An 18,965-nucleotide genomic window follows, 5' to 3' on the forward strand; every position below is an offset into this window, starting at 1 on the left:
GTGTGGTACCTGTGTCGATGTGTTGACAAGTTCGCGGATTTGACACGAAGCCGTTCGATATCGCAACTAGCGTGGGCTTTCTGCCGACGGACCACTGGACCTCGACCGGGCGGGCGTGCAACGGTGCATCCCCGCGGCCACGTTGCTCCCGTGCGCCCCCACCCCGGGAACTGAGATCCTGAATGAGCGCATCCCTGTGGGTAGCCACAACGGGACTCGGCAGAGGTACCACGCACGGCGAGACAGCGGGGACACGCGCGAAATACCAGCACTACCGGGGGGAAGAGGGGGGAAGCAATGCCTCGTTGGAGGGCCTTGCCGGACGAGCTCGATCCGCAGGTCAGGGAGTTCGCGAGCCAGCTCCGTCGGCTCGTGGACCGCAGCGGCCTCAGTATCGCGGCGGTGGCGGACCGTACCGGCTACAGCAAGACGTCCTGGGACAGATATCTCAACGGCCGGCTCCTCGCGCCCAAGGGCGCGATCGTGGCGCTGGCCGAGGTCACCGGCACCAATCCGATTCACCTGACCACGATGTGGGAGCTCGCCGAGCGCGCCTGGAGCCGCTCGGAGATGCGCCACGACATGACCATGGAGGCCATCAGGATCTCCCAGGCGCGCGCCGCGCTCGGTGAGTTCGGCGCGCCGCCCGCGGGCGCCAAGGGAAGCAGGACGGCCCGCAAGGGCGGCAGTGTCACGGCCACACCGGGCATCGCCGGACCGGCCGGGGTGGCCCCGACGGTGCCGCCGCAGCCGGCGGCACCCGATGTGCGGGACTCGTCGGGTTCGGCGGGCTCGGTGCGGTCCTCGGGTACCGGTGGCCCGGCGGGTTCCGCGGGGGGCACGCAGAGCTCCGAAGGCTCCTCGGGAAGCTCCTCGGGCCCCAATTCGTGGGGCATGGCGGGCTACCGGGGACCGGCGTCCTCCGGTGGGCGTACGACGGGGACTCCGCCGTCCTCGCCGACATCCTCGGCGTTTCCGTCCACCTCCTCGTCGGCGCCCTCGGCCGAGGGCGCCGACCGGGTGCCGGCGCCGGCGGCTCCGTACGGCGAACCTCCGCAGGGGCCCCGTCCCGGCGGTGACCGGTCCGGCGGGTCCGGGGGCAGGCGGCGGCTGACGATGTTCCTCGCGGGTCTCGTCGGCGTGGCCGTCCTGGTCGCGGCAGCCTTCTTCCTCATGGACCTGGGCGGGAAGGACAAGAAGGACGCCGCCGCTCCGTCGCCCTCGCCGACCGTCAGCGCCGACCAGAACCTGCCCGACGGCGTGAAGTGCAGCGGTGCCTCCTGCACCGGCAAGGACGCCGAGAGCATGGGGTGCAGCGGGGACCTCGTCACCACCGCCAAGACCGCGACCGTCGGCGCGACCGTCGTCGAGGTGCGCTACAGCGAGACCTGCGGCGCGGCCTGGGGCCGGATCACACAGGCCGCGCAGGGCGACGCGGTGACGGTGACCGCGGGGACCGCCAAGGAGCAGAAGGGGCAGATCGGGGTGGCCGGGGACACCATCGCGTACACGCCGATGGTCGCCGTGAAGGACGCGGGAGAGGCGAAGGCCTGCGTGACGCTGGCCTCGGGGCAGGAGGGCTGCACGAAGTAGCGGGAAAAGAATTCGGTTCGGACGCGCATGCCCGTCCGGATCGGGGGCACGCGAACCGTACCCCCACGGGAGTCCGGATACCGGTACCCCCATACGGCGGCCGCCTTCGTCCCCCCTCTCCCGGACGGGCGGCCGCCTCTTCTTTGTTCTGTGTCCGGCGTCCGGTCCCCGGGGGTTTTTCCTCGGGGGCCGGACTCTGTGGGCTGGGCCACATGAACCCGGACGTCCGGGATCCCGGATGCGCGATAGCCTGACCGGTGGATCTCTTGATACCAAGAGATCGATCAAACGTCCGGGGCGGGACGCCCCACCGCCAGCTGTCATACGGAGAACGCCATGACCCGCACTCCCGTGAACGTCACCGTCACCGGCGCGGCCGGCCAGATCGGTTACGCCCTGCTCTTCCGCATCGCCTCCGGCCAGCTGCTCGGCGCGGACGTGCCGGTCAAGCTCCGCCTGCTGGAGATCACCCCGGCGCTGAAGGCCGCCGAGGGCACCGCGATGGAGCTCGACGACTCCGCCTTCCCGCTCCTTCAGGGCATCGACATCACGGACGACCCGAACGTCGCCTTCGACGGCGCCAACGTGGCCCTCCTGGTGGGCGCCCGCCCGCGCACCAAGGGCATGGAGCGCGGTGACCTCCTGGAGGCCAACGGCGGCATCTTCAAGCCGCAGGGCAAGGCCATCAACGACCACGCCGCGGACGACATCAAGGTCCTCGTCGTCGGCAACCCGGCCAACACCAACGCCCTGATCGCCCAGGCCGCCGCTCCGGACGTACCGGCCGAGCGCTTCACCGCGATGACCCGCCTGGACCACAACCGCGCGCTGACCCAGCTGGCGAAGAAGACGGGCACCACAGTCGCCGACATCAAGCGCCTGACCATCTGGGGCAACCACTCCGCCACCCAGTACCCCGACATCTTCCACGCCACGGTGGCCGGCAAGAACGCCGCCGAGGTCGTGAACGACGAGAAGTGGCTGGCCGAGGACTTCATCCCGACCGTCGCCAAGCGCGGCGCCGCGATCATCGAGGCCCGTGGCGCGTCCTCCGCGGCCTCCGCCGCCAACGCCGCCATCGACCACGTGTACACCTGGGTCAACGGCACCGCCGAGGGCGACTGGACCTCCATGGGCATTCCGTCCGACGGTTCCTACGGCGTCCCGGAGGGCCTGATCTCCTCCTTCCCGGTCACCACCAAGGACGGTTCCTACGAGATCGTCCAGGGCCTGGACATCAACGAGTTCTCCCGCGCCCGCATCGACGCCTCGGTGCAGGAGCTGGCGGAGGAGCGCGACGCGGTCCGCGGTCTCGGTCTCCTCTGATCCTCCGGTCCTCCGATCCGGTGATCCGGATCTCCTGAGGTTCTGTCAGGACCCCGCACGGGCCCTGTTCCGGTTTCGGCCGGAGCGGGGCCCGTGCGCTGTCACGGGCGTTTCCCGGCCGTCACGGCGTGAGGCGCTTCTCGAACCAGAAGTCGCCGTAGACATGGTCGACGTACGGATCGATCTCCCGGTAGCCGCACGCCCGGTACATGGCCTGGGCCTCGGTGAGGGTCGCGTGGGTGTCGAGGCGCAGGGTGTCGAGGCCGCGGGCGGCGGCCTCCGTCTCCAGGGCCGTGAGGATCCGGCGGGCCAGGCCCAGGCGGCGGGCGTCCGGGTGGACCCAGACGTGGCGGATCTCGCCGATGCCGGGGCGCAGACGCCGTAGCGCGCCGCAGCCGACGGGGCGGCCCTCCTCGTACGCGACGAAGAAGGCGCCGCGCTGCCCGGAGACCTCCTCGGGCCGTACCAGGTCGGACGTGTCGAAGCCCTCCGGGAAACGGGCGTCGATGTCGGCGGCGTAGGCGTCCAGGCAGGCGCGGGCGTCCGGGGCGGCGCCGTCGACGAGGTCGACGCGGATGGCGGCCAGGCGCAGCAGGCGCCGGACGGTGGCGAGGGCGGCGGTCAGCTCGGTGCGCTGGGCCGGGGCGAGGCCTTCGAGCAGTCCGGCGGCCAGGGCGCCCGCCCGGCGGTTCTGCTCCTTGACCTCGGTGCGGCCGGCCGGGGTCAGCTCCACCCGGCGCAGCCGGTTGTCGTCCGGGTGCACGCTCATCCGGACCATGCCCTGCGCCTGGAGCGTCTTCGCCATCCGGCTCAGATATCCGGCGTCGAGGCCCAGCCGGCCCCGCAGCTCCCGCAGGGACGCCCCGTCACCGATCTCGAACAGCAGCCGGGCCTCACCGAGCGGGCGGTCCTGGCCGAGGTAGTGGTCGTCGAGCGCCCCGATACGGCGGGTGAAGTAGCGGTTGAAGCGGCGCAAGGCCGTCACGTGCTCCGTCGACACTGGCTCCATATTTCTTTGACCTTAGTCAAAGGATGCCGGGGAGTCCACGGGTGTGCACGGCGAGTGAGACCGCCTCGGTATTCCGCTTCCCCGGTCCCACCCGCCCCCCTATGCTGATTGTTTGTCAACAGTGCCTTGCACAAGGGCTTTTGCACGCATCGGGGGAGACGCGTGAGCACTGCACACGTGCCGCAGCAATCACCGTCGGCGGACGCCGGAGCGCCGCCGGCACCACCACATCCGGCCACACCACCGCACGCCAGCGAGGCGACCCGGCTGCTGTGCGCGGGCAGCTACCTGGATTCCGGTTACCGCGACAGGGTCATCGAGGAACTCCACCTCAACGAACAGCGCATTGTCGCGCCCTCGCTCGGCCTCGACGCGGCCCGCGTCCTCGCGCACGCCCTGCGGGCCCGCCGCCAGGAGCTGCTGTGGGCCGGGCTGATCCTCTTCCTGTGGGTGATCGGACTGCCCCTGACCGGCGGTCTGCTCGCCGGGTTCCTCATCCCCAGCCTGCTGCTCGCGCTCGCCGGCTGGATCCGGGGCGGCGCGGCCGACCCGCCGGTCTACCGGCGCCTGCCCGCCTTCCTGGTCCGCTGGTACGGCCGCATCACCTTCGCGATGTTCCTGTTCGTCGCGGGGTTCGTCGCGTTCGACGCGGGCGACGAGGACCCCTACGGCTCCTACGACTCCTCGTACTACGACGACGGCTCCGGCTGGACCGATCTGCTGTTCCCGGACCTCACCGAGTCGGGCGGACTGTTCGAGCCCTGGCGGGCCTGGCTCGCCCTCGGCCTCTTCGCGGTCATCGCCGCCTGTATCGCCGCACAGCGCGGACAGTTCGCCAGGACGATGGACGCCGAACTGTCCCCGGCGCGCTTTTCGGACGCGGCCGGCGACCCGGCGGAGCGGGTCGAGGCGCCGCGGTTCCAGCGGCTGAAGGACCGGATCCGCGTCGAACAGCACGCGCCGCTGGTCATGTACCACGAGGCGCGCCCGTTCTGCGGGGCCGGTGAGGCCTACGAGACCTGGGTGCTCGCCGTCGAACTGCGTCCCGACCCCCTGAAGAAGCAGCAGCCGCTCAGCAACCGCACGGTCCTGGAGCAGATCCGGCCCCTGCTCGAACGGCTGCGCCTGCCCGCCGAGTTCGCCGGTCACACCGTGCGCGACCGGCTGCGCTGGCTGGAGATCGACGAGTGCGTGTTCCTGCCCGCCGAGGGTCTTCGGCGGCGTGAGGAGGCGCCGTACAGTCAGCAGGCCTTCGAGGAGCACCGGGCGCGTGCGGTCGAGGAGGGCGCCGAGAAGCGGCGGCACTTCCTGCGCGTCCGCGTCGGCGGCTGGGAGGAGGAACTGGTCGTCACGGTCTTCGTGCGCATCCACACCCAGGGCCGCATGCTCATGCTGGAGATCGCCCCGCATGTGCTGCTGCCGGTACGCGACGACTTCAAGAACGCCGACCGTACGGCCCACACCTTCCGCCACAACAACGTGTTCGGCAAGGCCGCCTGGGCGGTCGCCCGGGTGCCCGGGTCCGCGGTGCGGTCGCTGGTCACGCTGGGCAAGGGCGCGGCGTACGCCTGGCGGGTGCTGACCGGCGGGTACGCGGGCGCGCTGCCCGACGGGCCGGCCCTGTCGGTGCGGGAGCTGGGCTCGAAGCGCGTCGGGTCCACCTTCCAGGAGATGGACGTCTCCCGCTATCTCAAGAGCGTGCAGGACCGGGTCGCGCACGGGGTCACGACCGCACTGGCCGCGAACGGCTACCAGACCGGTGAGTTCGCCCAGAAGATCGTGAACATCAACGGCGGTATCCACGGCGGCACCTTCGCCTTCGGCGACCAGAACACCGTGTCCTCCTCCACCACCTCCACCACGAACTCGTAAGGGACGCAAGTGCGATGACGACCAACGAGCCCGGCATCAACATCAACGGCGGTATCCACGGCGGCACCTTCGCCTTCGGCGACCAGGCGCACGTCGAGAGCCACCACTACGGCACGGGCGTCCAGCGCGACGCCGCCGCCGAGGAACTGCTCGCCGCCGTACGGGAGTTGCGTGCCGATCTGACCCGGGTGCGGGCCAGTGACGAGACGGCCGCGCTGGACGAGGCGCTCGCCGACACCGAGGACGACCTCACCCGCACCGGCCAGGCCACGCCGTCCCGCCTCGACCGGCTGCGGCGGCTCCTGGAGGACTCCCAGAACGTGGTGACCTTCCTCGCGTCGGCCGGCGCCCTGACCGGCCTGCTGGGCATGTAGGGGGGACGCCATGAGCGGGGGAGTGCGGTACTGGAACGAGGAGACCCAGCGCTGGGAGGACGACGACGGCACCCGGGCCCTGTCGACCCCACCACCGCCCGCCCGGCCGGGCACCGAACCGCCGTCCGACGCGGACGGCCGGCACGGTCCCGCGGCCGGCGGCAGCGGGAGTGGCGGATGGCCCGCGACGCAGGTGTCGGCCGGGGGACCGGCTGTCCGGGATCCGGACGCGCCGGCCGGTGACGGGGTGGGGACCCCGGCGCCTCCGACGCCCCCGGTACCCCCGGCGCACCCGGCGCCCGCCGGTCCGGCCCCCGATGCCGGTGCTGGGGCCTGGCCCCCCGCACCCTGGCCGCCCGGCGATCAGGTGGCCGCGCCCGCACGCGCCGGGGGGATGAGCCGGCGGACCGTGTGGTCCGTGCTGATCGGGGCCGCCGCTGTCGGGGTCGCCGTGAGCCTGGTGCTGACGCTGGTGGTCCGGTCCGGGGACGACAAGAAGGACGACGCCGTGGTGACGGCGAGTTCGTCCCCGGCGGTGGACGTCTCGCGGCAGGGGGACCCGTCCGGGTCCCCGACGCCCACCGAGGAGACCTCCTCGCCCACCCCCACCCCCACCGCGTCCGAAGTCCCCGCGGGATACGAGCCGTTCGAGGACCCCGAGGGCTTCCGAATAGTGCGGCCCGAGGGCTGGACGCGCAGCACCGTCGCGTCGCAGTACGGGATCGCCGTGGTCAACTACCGCAGTGCCGACAGCACCCGGCGGCTCCAGGTGTACCAGGTCGCGGAGGAGTCGCCGGACGCCTCGTTCGACCTGTATCTCTCCGAGGAGACCAGCAAGCCGGCCGGCTTCGAGGAAGTGTCCCTGGACAACCTCGACGACCCCGCCAGCGGGTTCACGGGCTCCCGCCTGGAGTACCTCGCCGACAGCATCAAGGGCGAGCCCGAGGTGGGCACCTGGCACGTCTACGACGAGCGGTTCGTGGCCCAGGACGGGTTCATCTACGCGATCGCGGCGTACGGTCCCGACGCCAACGGCGGTGCGGACGAACTGGAGCTCCTGACCACCGCGTTGGCCGGCTTCTGCGCCCCCTACGCCTGCGACCCGGCGTCCATCGACTGAGTCCGCCGCCGCACCGGGTCACACGCTCCGCAGCTCCTCCTTCAGCTTGCCGACGTCCACGGAGTCGTCGGGCGAGGGAGTCCGCGACGGGACCGGCTTGTCGTAGTCCGTGAAGGACAGCGTCAGGTCGGTCCCGTCGCCCTTCTGTGTGGCGGAGACCAGGCGGTGCGGGGAGTCGGAGGTGACGTACAGGGTGGTCCGGTGGCCGTCCTCCCTGCCGTTGAGCGGGATCACCTTCGTGCCGTCGACCGTCGTCTCCTCGCCCTTCGTCAGCGGGGTCGCCCCGGAGGAGTCGGGTGTGGCGATGTCCTTCTGGAAGGCGTTCAGATCGCAGGTGTCGGCCATGCCCTTGAGCATGGCGTCCTTGGTGGAGCCGTGAATGTAGCGGTTCCTGAACAGCTCGGCGACCGCCTCGCCCTGGCCGCCGGGCACCTGGGACTTCCAGAACGCGGCGTCCGGCTTCATCCACACCTCGTGGCCCCGCTTGACGATCTCGACCTTGCCGCCGTTCGAGCCCATGCGCAGGGTGCCGGCGCAGTTGCCGTCCCGGTCGAGGGCGAGGTCCATCGAGGTCGGCAGGGTCCCGCCGGCGCTGGGGCTGGTGCCGCGGTCGGTGAGCTTCAGATGGACGGACCGGGCGTCGAGGAGGTTGTCCTTCGCCTGTGTCGCGAGCTCCCGCGCGCTCGGCTCGTCGGCGGCGGCCGCCGTGCCCAGGGTGAGCGCGAGCAGCGGGATCGTGCTCACCGCCGTACGGATCACCGCTCTGCCGGTCATGCCGTCACCTCCGCCGCGCACCCTTCTCAGCGTACTTTTCGCCCCATTTGCCCGCATGTTCAGTGACACAGCCCACTTTCGGCCATGGATTGCGCATGCAATCGGAGGGCGGGGGCAGGCGCTCACGGTCCCGCTGAGTCACACGCGTGTGACACAGGGGTACTGAACAGGAACGGAAGGCAATACCGATCATGGCGGACACACCAGGACTCCCGGCAGAACTCCCCGCGCGGAAGACCATCCACGTGGACGGGGAGTGGCGCGCGGCCACCTCCGGTGCCACGCGCGAGATCCTCGACCCCGCGGACGCCCTGCCGTTCGCCCTGGTCGCGGAGGGTGACGAGAAGGACACCGACCTGGCGGTCGCGGCGGCCCGGCGGGCCTTCGACGGCGGCCGGGGCGGCTGGCCGCTCACCCCCGTCGCGGAACGCGCCGCGCTGCTGCGCCGCGTCGCCGATCTCCTCGTACGCGACCGCGAAGAGCTCGGTCTCCTGGAGAGCCGGGACGCGGGCAAGACCGTCGAGGAGGGCCGGGTCGACATCGACTGCGTCGCCGACGCCTTCCGCTACTTCGCCGACCTCGTCGCGGGTGACGCGCCGGGCCGGGTCGTCGACGCGGGCTCACCCGACATCCACAGTGTCGTCGTCCACGAGCCGATCGGGGTCTGCGCGCTCATCACGCCCTGGAACTACCCCCTCCTCCAGGCGAGTTGGAAGATCGCGCCCGCGCTCGCGGCCGGCAACACCTTCGTGGTCAAGCCCAGCGAGATCACCCCGCTGTCGACCGTCGCGCTGATCGACCTGCTGGCCGAGGCCGGGCTGCCCGCCGGCGTCGCGAACATCGTCACCGGTCCCGGCCACTCGGTCGGTGCCCGGCTCTCCGAGCACCCCGACGTCGACCTCGTCTCCTTCACCGGCGGCCTGATCAGCGGCACGAAGGTGGCGCAGGCCGCCGCCCCGACCGTGAAGAAGGTCGCCCTCGAACTCGGCGGCAAGAACCCCAACGTCGTCTTCGCCGACGCCTGCGCCACCGAGGAGGGCTTCGACACCGCCGTCGACCAGGCCCTCAACGCCGCCTTCATCCACAGCGGCCAGGTCTGCTCGGCCGGCGCCCGGCTCATCGTCGAGGAGTCGCTCCGGGAGCGCTTCGTCGCCGAACTCGCCCGCCGGGCCGAGCGGATCCGCCTCGGCCGCGGCACCGCCGACGGCGTCGAGTGCGGCCCGCTCGTCTCCGAGCAGCAGCGCTCCAAGGTCGAGGCGTACGTCGACTCCGCGCTCAAGGAGGGCGCGGTGCTGCGCTCCGGAGGCAAGCGGCCCGAGCCGTCCCCGGAGCGGCCGGAGAACGGCTACTTCTACGAACCGACCGTCCTCGACCACTGCCACCGCGAGATGAGGGTCGTACGCGAAGAGGTCTTCGGACCCGTCCTCACGGTGGAGACCTTCCGCACCGAGGACGAGGCGATCGCCCTCGCCAACGACACCGAGTACGGCCTCGCCGGGGGCGTCTGGAGTGCCGACGCCGGGCGGGCCCGCAGGGTCGCGGGCCGACTGCGCCACGGCACCGTCTGGATCAACGACTTCCACCCCTACCTCCCGCAGGCGGAGTGGGGCGGCTTCGGAAAGAGCGGAGTGGGCCGTGAACTCGGCCCCGCCGGACTCGCCGAGTACCGCGAGACCAAGCACGTCTACCAGAACCTCGCCCCGAAGCCCGTCCGCTGGTTCGCCGGCTGACCCCTCCCCGCCCCCTTTTGCCCCCTGCGTTTTCCTCGCACGCCCCCAGGAGTACCCCCATGCCTGAGCACGAATACGACTATGTCGTGGTCGGCGGCGGCACCGCCGGCTCCGTCATCGCCTCCCGCCTCACCGAGAATCCCGACGTCACCGTCGCCGTCATCGAGGGCGGCCCGAGCGACGTCGGCCGGGACGACGTCCTGACCCTGCGCCGCTGGATGGGCCTGCTCGGCGGCGAACTGGACTACGACTACCCCACCACCGAGCAGCCACGCGGCAACTCCCACATCCGGCACAGCCGCGCCAGGGTCCTCGGCGGCTGCTCCTCGCACAACACCCTCATCGCCTTCAAGCCGCTGCCGTCCGACTGGGACGAGTGGGAGGCGGCCGGCGCCAAGGGCTGGGGCGCGGTGCCGATGGAGGCGTACTTCGCCCGGCTGAAGAACAACATCGTCGCCGTGGACGACAAGGACCGCAACGCCATCGCCCGCGACTTCGTCGACGCGGCGCAGAACGCGCTCGACGTGCCCCGCGTCGAGGGCTTCAACAAGAAGCCGTTCAACGACGGTGTCGGCTTCTTCGACCTCGCCTACCACCCGGAGACCAACAAGCGCTCCTCGGCTTCGGTGGCCTACCTCCACCCGGTGATGGACGAGCGCGCCAACCTGACGATCCTGCTGGAGACCTGGGCGTACCGGCTGGAGCTGAACGGCACCCGCGCCGAGGGCGTGCACGTACGCGCCAAGGACGGCGAGGAGTTCGTCGTCCGCGCCCGGCGCGAGGTGCTGCTGTGCGCGGGCGCCGTCGACTCGCCCCGGCTGCTGCTGCACTCGGGCATCGGGCCGAAGGAGGACCTCGCCCGGCTGGGCATCCCCGTCGTGCACGATCTGCCGGGCGTCGGCGAGAACCTCCTAGACCACCCCGAGTCGGTGATCGTCTGGGAGACCAACGGCCCCATCCCGGAGAACTCCGCGATGGACTCCGACGCGGGCCTGTTCGTGCGGCGCGACCCCGACCACGCGGGCCCCGATCTGATGTTCCACTTCTACCAGATCCCGTTCACGGACAATCCGGAGCGACTGGGCTACGAGCGGCCGGAGTTCGGCGTCTCCATGACCCCCAACATCCCCAAGCCGAAGAGCCGCGGCCGGCTGTACCTGACCAGCGCCGACCCGTCCGTCAAGCCCGCCCTCGACTTCCGGTACTTCACCGACGAGGACGACCACGACGGCCGCACCCTCGTCGACGGCATCAGGATCGCCCGCGAGATCGCCAAGGCCGAACCGCTCGCCGGCTGGCTCAAGCGCGAGGTGGCCCCCGGCCCCGAGGTCACGGGCGACGAGGAACTGAGCGAGTACGCCCGCAAGGTCGCGCACACCGTCTACCACCCGGCGGGCACCTGCAGGATGGGCGACGCCGACGACGAACTGGCGGTCGTGGACCCGGAGTTGAGGATCCGAGGCCTGGACGGCATCCGGATCGCCGATGCCTCGGTGTTCCCGACCATGACCGCGGTGAACCCGATGATCGGAGTGCTCATGGTCGGTGAGAAGGCTGTCGACCTGATCGGAGGCGGTGCGTGATGAGTACGACCACCGAACTGACGCCGCCGGGCGTCGACAAGGCCGCGGACACCGCCGTCTTCTCCGTCGAGGGCCTGTGGAAGGTCTTCGGCCCGAAGGCGGAGCGCGTCCCGGCCGACCCCGAACTGGCCGCGCTCGCCCCCACCGAACTGCGGGAACGCACCGGCTGCACCGCCGCCGTCCGTGACGTCTCCTTCGACGTGCGCAAGGGCGAGGTCTTCGTCGTCATGGGCCTGTCCGGCTCAGGCAAGTCCACGCTCGTGCGCTGTCTGACCCGGCTGATCGAGCCGACCTCCGGCGCCGTCGTGATCGACGGCGAGGACGTGCTCGCCATGGACAAGACCCGCCTGCGCGAACTGCGCCGCAACCGCGCCTCCATGGTCTTCCAGCACTTCGGCCTGCTCCCGCACCGCACGGTCCTCGACAACGTGGCCTACGGCCTGGAGATCCAGGGCGTCGGCAGGTCCGAGCGCCGCGAACGGGCCGCCCAGGTCGTCAAGAAGGTCGGCCTGGAGGGCATGGAGCAGCGCAGGCCCGGCCAGCTCTCCGGCGGCCAGCAGCAGCGCGTCGGCCTGGCCCGCGCGCTCGCCGTCGACCCCGAGGTGCTGCTCTTCGACGAGCCGTTCAGCGCGCTCGACCCGCTGATCCGCCGCGACATGCAGGAAGAGGTCATCCGCCTGCACCGCGACGAGGGCCGCACCATGGTCTTCATCACCCACGACCTCAACGAGGCCCTGCGCCTCGGCGACCGCATCGCCCTGATGCGCGACGGCGAGATCGTGCAGCTCGGCACGCCCGAGGAGATCGTCGGCTCGCCCGCCAACGACTACGTGCGCGACTTCGTCCGTGACGTGCCGCGCGCCGACGTCATGAGCGTGCGCAGCGCCATGCGGCCCGCCGAGGCCGGCGAGGCGACCGGCGGGGCGTCCGTCACCCCCGGCACCACCGTCTCCGAGGCCATCGAGGCCGTCGTCCGCACCGGCGCCCCGGTGCGCGTCATGGACGACGGCCGCTGCCTCGGCGTCGTCGACCACGAGCGACTGCTCGGCGTCGTCGCCGGGGTGTCCGGGCCCGTGTCCGGGCCTGTGTCCGGGCCCCGCAAGGGGAACACCGGCGAGGTGGTCGCCTGATGGCCACCGCCACCGCATCCGGCCCGATGCGGCTCACCGGAATCGGCACCCTGCTCAGGCACCGGGCCGTCGGCAAGCTCGTGCTGCTCGCCGTCGCCGCGGCCGTGCTCGTCCCGATCGCCAACGCCAGGTGGGCCTCCGGCGCCTGGCCCGACGCCCTCACCGTCGACCTGACCTCACCGCTCGGCAGGGCCAGCGACTGGATCATCGACAACCGGGACAGCCACTGGCTGTTCACCTACTTCCTGGGGCACATCTCCAACGCCATCGTGATCTCGGTGCGCGCCGTCTACCTGGTGCTCCTCGCGGGCGGCTGGGCCGGTGTCGTCGCCGGTGCCGCGCTGGTCGCCTGGCGGGTCGCGGGCGTGCGGCTCGCGGTCCTCACGGTCGCCTCGTTCGGCGTGTGCGGGCTGCTCGGCATGTGGGTGCCGACGATGCAGACGCTGGCCCTGATGGTCGTGGCCGTCATCGCCGCCGTCGTGCTCGGCATGCTCATGGGGCTCGCCGCCGGCCTCAGCGACCGGATCTTCCGCGTCCTGCGGCCGGTCCTCGACACCATGCAGGTCCTGCCCGCCTTCTCGTACCTGCTGCCGGTCGCCCTGATCTTCGGCGTCGGCGTGCCCGCCGCGGTCCTCGCGACCGTCGTGTACGCGGCCCCGCCGATGGCCCGGCTCACCGCGCTCGGCCTGCGCGGCGCCGACAGCGGCGTGCTGGAGGCCGTGACCTCGCTCGGCACCACCGCCCGCCAGCGCCTGTTCTCCGCCCGCCTCCCGCTGGCCCGCAAGGAACTCCTGCTCGGCCTCAACCAGACGATCATGATGGCGCTGTCCATGGCCGTCATCGCGTCGATGATCGGTGGCGCCGGCCTCGGTGACCGCGTCTACCAGGCACTCGGCACCGTGGACGTCGGCGCGGCCCTCGCGGCCGGTATCCCGATCGTGCTGCTCGCCGTGGTCCTCGACCGGGTGACGGGCGCCGCCGGTGAACGGCTGGGCGCGGACGCCCAGGGTGAGGCCCTCTCACCGCTGCGCGGCCGGCGCGGCTGGTCCGTGGCCGCCGTCGTGACCGTCGCCGTCGCGCTCGTCGCACGGTTCGCCGGCCGGCTGGAGTGGCCGACGAGCTGGACGGTGGACATCGTCGAGCCGGTCAACACCGCCAAGGACTGGATGGTCGACCACCTCTACACCGGCGTGCCCGTCGTCGGCGGCACCGCCGACTGGGCCGCGCACTTCACCACCTGGGTCCTCGACCCGGTCCGCGACGGACTCCAGGACCTGCCCTGGTGGTCGGTGCTGCTCGTCGTCGCGGCCCTCGCCTGGACGATCGGCACCTGGCAGACCGCCCTGACCGCCGTCCTCGCCATGGCCGGGATCGGCGTCCTGGGCGTCTGGGACAAGTCCCTCGACACGCTCGCGCAGGTCCTCGCGGCCGTCGCCGTCACCGTCGTCCTCGGCTTCGCGATCGGCATCGCCACCGCCAGGAGCACCCGCCTCGAACGGCTCCTGCGGCCCGTGCTCGACGTCTTCCAGACGATGCCGCAGTTCGTGTACCTGATCCCGGTCGTCGCCCTCTTCGGCATCGGCCGGGCCCCCGCGGTCGCCGCGGCCGTCATCTACGCGCTGCCCGCCGTCATCCGCATCACCACCCAGGGCCTGCGTCAGGTCGACGGCGCCGCGATGGAGGCCTCGCGCTCGCTCGGTGCCACCAGCTGGCAGCAGCTGCGCCAGGTCCAGCTCCCGCTGGCCCGCCCCGCACTGCTGCTCGCCCTGAACCAGGCGGTCGTCCTGGTCCTCGCCGTCGTCGTCATCGGCGCCCTGGTCGGCGGTGGCGCGCTCGGCTACGACGTCGTGTTCGGCATCGCCCAGGGCGACCTGGCGACCGGCATGGTCGGAGGCGTCGCGATCGTCTGCCTCGGTCTGATGCTGGACCGGGTGACCCAGCCCACGACCCGCCGGGACCACGGCGCCGGCACGAAGAAGGGAGCGTGACATGCGACGTCGTACGACTGCCCTGGCGGGCTCGCTGCTGTTGCTGACCGTGACCGGCTGCGGTGCCGCCGACATGACCAAGCAGGCGTCCCCGTACGCCAACGCGGGAGGCGCCAAGACCGTGACGCTCTCCGTCCAGAGCTGGGTGGGCGCCCAGGCGGACGTGGCGGTCGCCGAGTACCTGCTCAAGCACGAGCTGGGCTACCGGGTCGACCGGGTCCAGATCGACGAGGTCCCGGCCTGGGACGCCCTCAGCCAGGGCCGCGTCGACGCGATCCTGGAGGACTGGGGCCATCCCGAGCAGGAACAGCGCTACGTCAAGGACAAGAAGACGATCACGCCCGGCGGCGACCTCGGCGTCACCGGGCACATCGGCTGGTTCGTCCCGACGTACTTCGCGAAGAAGCACCCGGACGTCACCGACTGGAAGAACCTCAACAAGTACGCCTCGCAGTTCCGCACCGCGGAGAGCGGCGGCCAGGGGCAGTTGATGGACGGCTCCCCGTCGTACGTCACCAACGACAAGGCCCTCGTGCAGAACCTCGGCCTGGACTACAAGGTCGTCTTCGCGGGCTCCGAGGCGGCGCAGATCACCCAGATCGAGCAGTTCGCCAAGGAGAACAAGCCCTTCCTGACCTACTGGTACAAGCCGCAGTGGCTCTTCGAGAAGGTGCCGATGACGGAGGTGAAGCTGCCCGCGTACAAGGAGGGCTGCGACGCCGACCTGGAGAAGATCAAGTGCGCCTACCCGCACACGCCGCTCCAGAAGTACCTCAACACCGACTTCGCCGAGAACGGCGGCAAGGCGGCCGCCTTCCTGAAGAACTTCAAGTGGAGCGAGGCCGACCAGAACGAGGTCGCCCTCGATATCGCCGACAGGAAGATGTCCCCGCAGGACGCGGCGAAGAAGTGGATCGAGGGGCATGAGCCGACGTGGCGGGAGTGGTTGCCGAAGTAGGTTGGCCGCGGGGTGGTCGCCGGGCTCAGGTCAGGCGGTCGGCGACCTCCCTGAGCGCGGCGGCCGCCCGCCGCTGGAGTCCCGGCCCGAACGTGACGCGGGTGGCCCCGAGTTCACCGAGTTCGGTGGGCGAGGGGCCGCCGTCGAGCTCCGCGAACACGTTGAGCGGCCCCTGGATCCCGGACCGCAGCAGGGGCAGTACGGTCGTCGGGGCGCCGATCGGATACACGCAGTCGGCGCCCGCGGCGACGTACAACGCGGCCCGCTCGATGGCCCGTGCGGGATCGGACACGCCCCGCACGAAGGTGTCCACGCGCGCGTTGACGAAGAGCAGGTCGCCGGCCGCGTACCGCACCTCGGCGAGCCGGTCCGCGTGCTCGCGCGGGTCCTGGAGGACGCCCCCGACGGAGTCCTCCAGGTTGCAGCCGACGGCGCCCGCCTCCAGCAGCCGCTCGACCAGCTCCTTCGGCGCGAGTCCGTAACCGCCCTCCACGTCCGCCGACACCGGCACGTCCACGGCCCGGACGATCCGCGCCACCGCGGCGAACATCTCGTCGGCCGGGGTCTTCCCGTCCTCGTACCCGAGCGAGGCGGCGACCCCCGCGCTGGGTGTGGCGAGCGCGGGGAACCCGGCCTCCTCCAGGACCCGCGCACTGGCCGCGTCCCAGGGGCCGGGCAGGACAAGGGGCTTCTCCGGAGTGCGGCCGCGGTGCAGGGCACGGAAGATCTCGACCTTGGTCACAGTGGGTGTCACAGTGGATGGCCTCCCGGCGGGATCCGGCGCGAGACCATCACCCGGTTCCAGTTGTTGATGGCGGCGATCAGCCCGACGAGATGGGCCAGTTGCCCGGCGTCGAAGTACTGGGCGGCCCGCTCGTACACCGCGTCCGGCACGAACCGGTCCGTCAGGACCGTCACCGCCTCCGTCAGCGCGAGGGCCGCCCGCTCCCGTTCGTCGTAGACGTCCTCCGCCTCCTCCCAGGCGCTCAGCAGATCGAGCTGCCTCTCGCTCACCCCGTGCTCGCGCGCGATCGCGAGGTGCATGTCGAGGCAGAACGCGCAGTGGTTCAGCTGCGAGGCCCGGATCACCACGAGCTCGGCGAGCGCGGGGTCCCCGAGGCCCTTCTTCGCGGCGGCGCTGAGGGCGGACATCGCCCGCCCGACCGCCGGGTCCAGCAGCCGGGTGCGGGTCGTCACTTGTACTGCCCCGGCTCGTAGTGCCCCGGCGCCATACGGCAGGTCACCCCGAACCGGTTCCAGGCGTTGATCACCGTGATCGCGGCGATGACCCGGGCCAGCTCGGCCTCGTCGAAGTGCCGGGCGGCGTTCTCGTAGACCTCGTCGGGCACGAAGCCGTCCGTCAGGACCGTCACGGCCTCCGTCAGCTCCAGCGCCGCGAGCTCCTTGGCGGTGTAGAAGTGCCGCGACTCGTCCCAGGCGCTGAGCTGCACGATCCGCTCGACGCTCTCCCCGGACGCGAGGGCGTCCTTGGTGTGCATGTCGATGCAGAAGGCGCAGTGGTTGATCTGGGAAGCGCGGATCTTCACCAGCTCGTACAGCGTGTGGTCGAGTCCCTTCCGGGCGGCGGTCTCCAGCCGGACCATCGCCTTGTAGACCTCGGGCGCGTGCTTGGCCCAGTCCAGCCGGGCGGGCCGCTCGGCGGTGTACCCCGCTCTGTGTTCCGCGGTGTGCTCCGCGGTCGTCGTGTCATCGGTGTACGTCGTCATGTCCTCGACCCTAGGAGTGAGGCAGCCCAGGGGTATGGTCCATTTCCATGGCGAGATCTTGGGCCACTCTGGGGGTCGACCTGCATGTGGAGCCGACCGGGCCGGGCCTGCGCCGGGGCCTGACGGATGCCCTGCGGGAGGCGGTACGCACCGGCCGGCTGGCCCCAGGCACCCGGCTGCCGTCCTCCCGGGCGCTCGCCGTCGACCTCGGCATCGCCCGTAACACCGTCGCCGACGCCTACGCCGACCTGGTCGCCGAGGGCTGGCTCACCGCCCGCCAGGGCTCGGGTACACGCGTCGCGCACCGCACGGTCGTCCCCCCGTCCGGCACACCCCACGCCCGCCGGGAGAGCACCCGCCCGACCTACGACCTGCGCCCCGGCACCCCCGACCTCGCCGCCTTTCCCCGCGCCGAGTGGCTCAAGGCCACCCGCCGCGCCCTCACCGCCGCCCCCAACGAGGCTTTCGGCTACGGCGATCCGCGCGGCCGTGTCGAACTGCGCACCGCCCTCGCCGACTACCTCGCCCGCGCCCGCGGAGTCCGCACGGACCCCGACCGGATCCTCGTCACCTCCGGCTTCCGACACGGCCTGCGCATCCTCGGCACCGCCCTGCGCGCACACCGGACCCGCTCCGTCGCCGTCGAGTCGTACGGCCTCGTCTTCCACGAACAGCAGCTGACGGCGGCGGGACTGCGCACCGCACCCCTGCCGTTCGACGACCTCGGCACGAACGTGGCCGGACTGACGGACGAGGGCGCCGTCCTGCTCACCCCCGCCCACCAGTTCCCGATGGGCCTCCCCCTGCACCGCGACCGGCGGGCCGCCCTCGTGGAATGGGCGCGACGCACCGGCGGACTGGTCCTGGAGGACGACTACGACGGCGAGTTCCGCTACGACCGCCAGCCCGTCGGCGCGCTCCAGGGCCTGGACCCCGACCACGTCGTCTACCTCGGCACCGCGAGCAAGTCCCTCGCCCCCGGCCTGCGGCTGGCCTGGATGGTGCTCCCGCCCGCCCTGGTGGAGGCGGCGGCGGACGCCAAGGGAGGCGGCGAGACCTGCGGGGTGCTGGACCAGCTGACCCTGGCCGAGTTCCTCACCTCCGGCGCCTACGACCGCCACGTCCGCTCCTCCCGGCTCCGCTACCGCCGCCGCAGGGACGCCCTCGTCGCCGCCCTCGCCACCCATGCCCCCGATGTGCACGTCACGGGGATCGCCGCCGGCCTGCACGCCGTCCTGAGCCTCCCGCCCGGCACCGAACAGACCGTGGTCCAAGCAGCCGCCTGGCAGGGCCTGGCCCTCCACGGCCTCTCCTACTTCCGCCACCCCTCGGCCACCACAGGCCCGACGGACGCCCTCGTCGTGGGCTACGGCACACCGCCCGACCACGCGTGGGCGGGGGCGCTGGAGGCACTGTGCCGGGTGCTGCCCTGACCGGCGGATACGCCAACGGTCCTCCCGTGCCACCGGCGGATACGCCAGCGGCTCCTCCCGTGCCAGCCGCCGCGCGTACGCGGCCTCGTCCCGGGCCGTCCCCGGCTCTTCCCCATCGCATTGGGTCTTACCCCGCATCGCCCGGACGGCGCCCCACCACCTCGAACGCCGGCTCGGAGGCCGCCCGGGAGCGATCCCCGTCCCGCGGCGCGTGCACCCGCCCGTCGAAGAGTTCCGCCAAGAGGGCCCCGACCGGATCCCGAGTCCGCCACAAGTTCCGCCCGAACCCTGCCCAGTTGGCGTAGTTCCCCGGCTTTCCCCACGGCCCCCGCCTCCGGGCTGGATCCT

General features: G+C 71.7%; 16 protein-coding genes. 11 read left to right on the forward strand and 5 right to left on the reverse strand.

Going from position 1 to position 18,965, the window contains the following annotated elements:
• Window positions 1-297 precede the first annotated feature (297 nt).
• Both SLINC_RS27675 and SLINC_RS27680 read left to right on the forward strand, forming a co-directional pair.
• Window positions 298-1,593, forward strand: a complete 1,296-nt coding sequence (locus SLINC_RS27675; RefSeq protein WP_079164749.1) for a helix-turn-helix domain-containing protein — start codon at window positions 298-300, stop codon at window positions 1,591-1,593.
• Between the two features lie 336 nt (window positions 1,594-1,929).
• Window positions 1,930-2,919: a malate dehydrogenase gene (locus SLINC_RS27680; RefSeq protein WP_067438177.1), complete on the forward strand. Its 990-nt coding sequence runs from the start codon at window positions 1,930-1,932 to the stop codon at window positions 2,917-2,919.
• 121 nt (window positions 2,920-3,040) lie between these two features.
• On the opposite strand, the gene SLINC_RS27685 is transcribed toward SLINC_RS27680, so the two are convergent.
• Entirely contained in the window at window positions 3,041-3,928 is an 888-nt protein-coding gene (locus SLINC_RS27685) for a bifunctional helix-turn-helix transcriptional regulator/GNAT family N-acetyltransferase (RefSeq protein ID WP_067438180.1), read from the reverse strand.
• 162 nt (window positions 3,929-4,090) lie between these two features.
• On the opposite strand from SLINC_RS27685, the gene SLINC_RS27690 reads away from it, so the two are divergent.
• From SLINC_RS27690 to SLINC_RS48575, 3 genes are read left to right on the forward strand one after another with little or no spacing between them, the layout of a single operon-like run.
• On the forward strand, window positions 4,091-5,800 hold the full coding sequence (locus SLINC_RS27690) for a hypothetical protein (protein ID WP_067438182.1): 1,710 nt from the start codon (window positions 4,091-4,093) through the stop codon (window positions 5,798-5,800).
• A 14-nt stretch (window positions 5,801-5,814) separates the two neighbouring features.
• On the forward strand, window positions 5,815-6,174 hold the full coding sequence (locus tag SLINC_RS27695; protein ID WP_067438185.1) for a hypothetical protein: 360 nt from the start codon (window positions 5,815-5,817) through the stop codon (window positions 6,172-6,174).
• Between the two features lie 10 nt (window positions 6,175-6,184).
• Window positions 6,185-7,294 carry a hypothetical protein gene (locus SLINC_RS48575; protein ID WP_225988398.1) on the forward strand — a complete coding sequence of 370 codons (1,110 nt, stop codon included), beginning with the start codon at window positions 6,185-6,187 and terminating at the stop codon, window positions 7,292-7,294.
• A gap of 18 nt (window positions 7,295-7,312) precedes the next feature.
• Here SLINC_RS48575 and SLINC_RS27705 read toward each other — a convergent pair whose 3' ends face one another.
• A complete protein-coding gene (locus SLINC_RS27705) occupies window positions 7,313-8,068 on the reverse strand; it encodes a LolA-like protein (RefSeq protein ID WP_067438188.1) in 756 nt (251 codons plus the stop codon).
• 191 nt (window positions 8,069-8,259) lie between these two features.
• On the opposite strand from SLINC_RS27705, the gene SLINC_RS27710 reads away from it, so the two are divergent.
• Genes SLINC_RS27710 through SLINC_RS27730 form a run of 5 tightly spaced genes read left to right on the forward strand, consistent with a single transcriptional unit; the run spans window position 8,260 to window position 15,457 of the window.
• Window positions 8,260-9,798, forward strand: coding sequence for an aldehyde dehydrogenase family protein (locus tag SLINC_RS27710; protein WP_067438190.1), 1,539 nt, complete (start codon window positions 8,260-8,262; stop codon window positions 9,796-9,798).
• 59 nt (window positions 9,799-9,857) lie between these two features.
• The gene (locus SLINC_RS27715) at window positions 9,858-11,381 is read left to right on the forward strand and encodes a GMC family oxidoreductase (RefSeq protein WP_067438193.1); all 1,524 of its coding nucleotides are present in this window, start codon (window positions 9,858-9,860) and stop codon (window positions 11,379-11,381) included.
• Window positions 11,381-12,511, forward strand: a complete 1,131-nt coding sequence (locus SLINC_RS27720; RefSeq protein WP_067438196.1) for a quaternary amine ABC transporter ATP-binding protein — start codon at window positions 11,381-11,383, stop codon at window positions 12,509-12,511. The genes SLINC_RS27715 and SLINC_RS27720 overlap by 1 nt, the downstream gene beginning before the upstream one ends.
• Entirely contained in the window at window positions 12,511-14,499 is a 1,989-nt protein-coding gene (locus SLINC_RS27725) for an ABC transporter permease (protein WP_067438199.1), read from the forward strand. Before SLINC_RS27720 ends, SLINC_RS27725 begins: the two co-directional genes overlap by 1 nt.
• 1 nt (window position 14,500) lies before the next feature.
• The gene (locus tag SLINC_RS27730; protein WP_067438202.1) at window positions 14,501-15,457 is read left to right on the forward strand and encodes an ABC transporter substrate-binding protein; all 957 of its coding nucleotides are present in this window, start codon (window positions 14,501-14,503) and stop codon (window positions 15,455-15,457) included.
• A gap of 25 nt (window positions 15,458-15,482) precedes the next feature.
• On the opposite strand, the gene SLINC_RS27735 is transcribed toward SLINC_RS27730, so the two are convergent.
• From SLINC_RS27735 to SLINC_RS27745, 3 genes are read right to left on the reverse strand one after another with little or no spacing between them, the layout of a single operon-like run.
• Window positions 15,483-16,199 carry an isocitrate lyase/PEP mutase family protein gene (locus tag SLINC_RS27735; protein ID WP_067438205.1) on the reverse strand — a complete coding sequence of 239 codons (717 nt, stop codon included), beginning with the start codon at window positions 16,197-16,199 and terminating at the stop codon, window positions 15,483-15,485.
• An 8-nt stretch (window positions 16,200-16,207) separates the two neighbouring features.
• Entirely contained in the window at window positions 16,208-16,654 is a 447-nt protein-coding gene (locus tag SLINC_RS27740; protein WP_067438208.1) for a carboxymuconolactone decarboxylase family protein, read from the reverse strand.
• Window positions 16,651-17,184, reverse strand: a complete 534-nt coding sequence (locus tag SLINC_RS27745; RefSeq protein WP_067438211.1) for a carboxymuconolactone decarboxylase family protein — start codon at window positions 17,182-17,184, stop codon at window positions 16,651-16,653. Before SLINC_RS27745 ends, SLINC_RS27740 begins: the two co-directional genes overlap by 4 nt.
• Before the next feature lie 47 nt (window positions 17,185-17,231).
• Here SLINC_RS27745 and pdxR point away from each other — a divergent pair, with 47 nt between their 5' ends.
• The gene (pdxR, locus tag SLINC_RS27750) at window positions 17,232-18,617 is read left to right on the forward strand and encodes a MocR-like pyridoxine biosynthesis transcription factor PdxR (RefSeq protein ID WP_067438215.1); all 1,386 of its coding nucleotides are present in this window, start codon (window positions 17,232-17,234) and stop codon (window positions 18,615-18,617) included.
• The last annotated feature ends 348 nt before the right edge of the window (window positions 18,618-18,965 follow it).

It is taken from the genome of Streptomyces lincolnensis (genome assembly GCF_001685355.1).
Classification (GTDB): Bacteria; Actinomycetota; Actinomycetes; order Streptomycetales; family Streptomycetaceae; genus Streptomyces; species Streptomyces lincolnensis.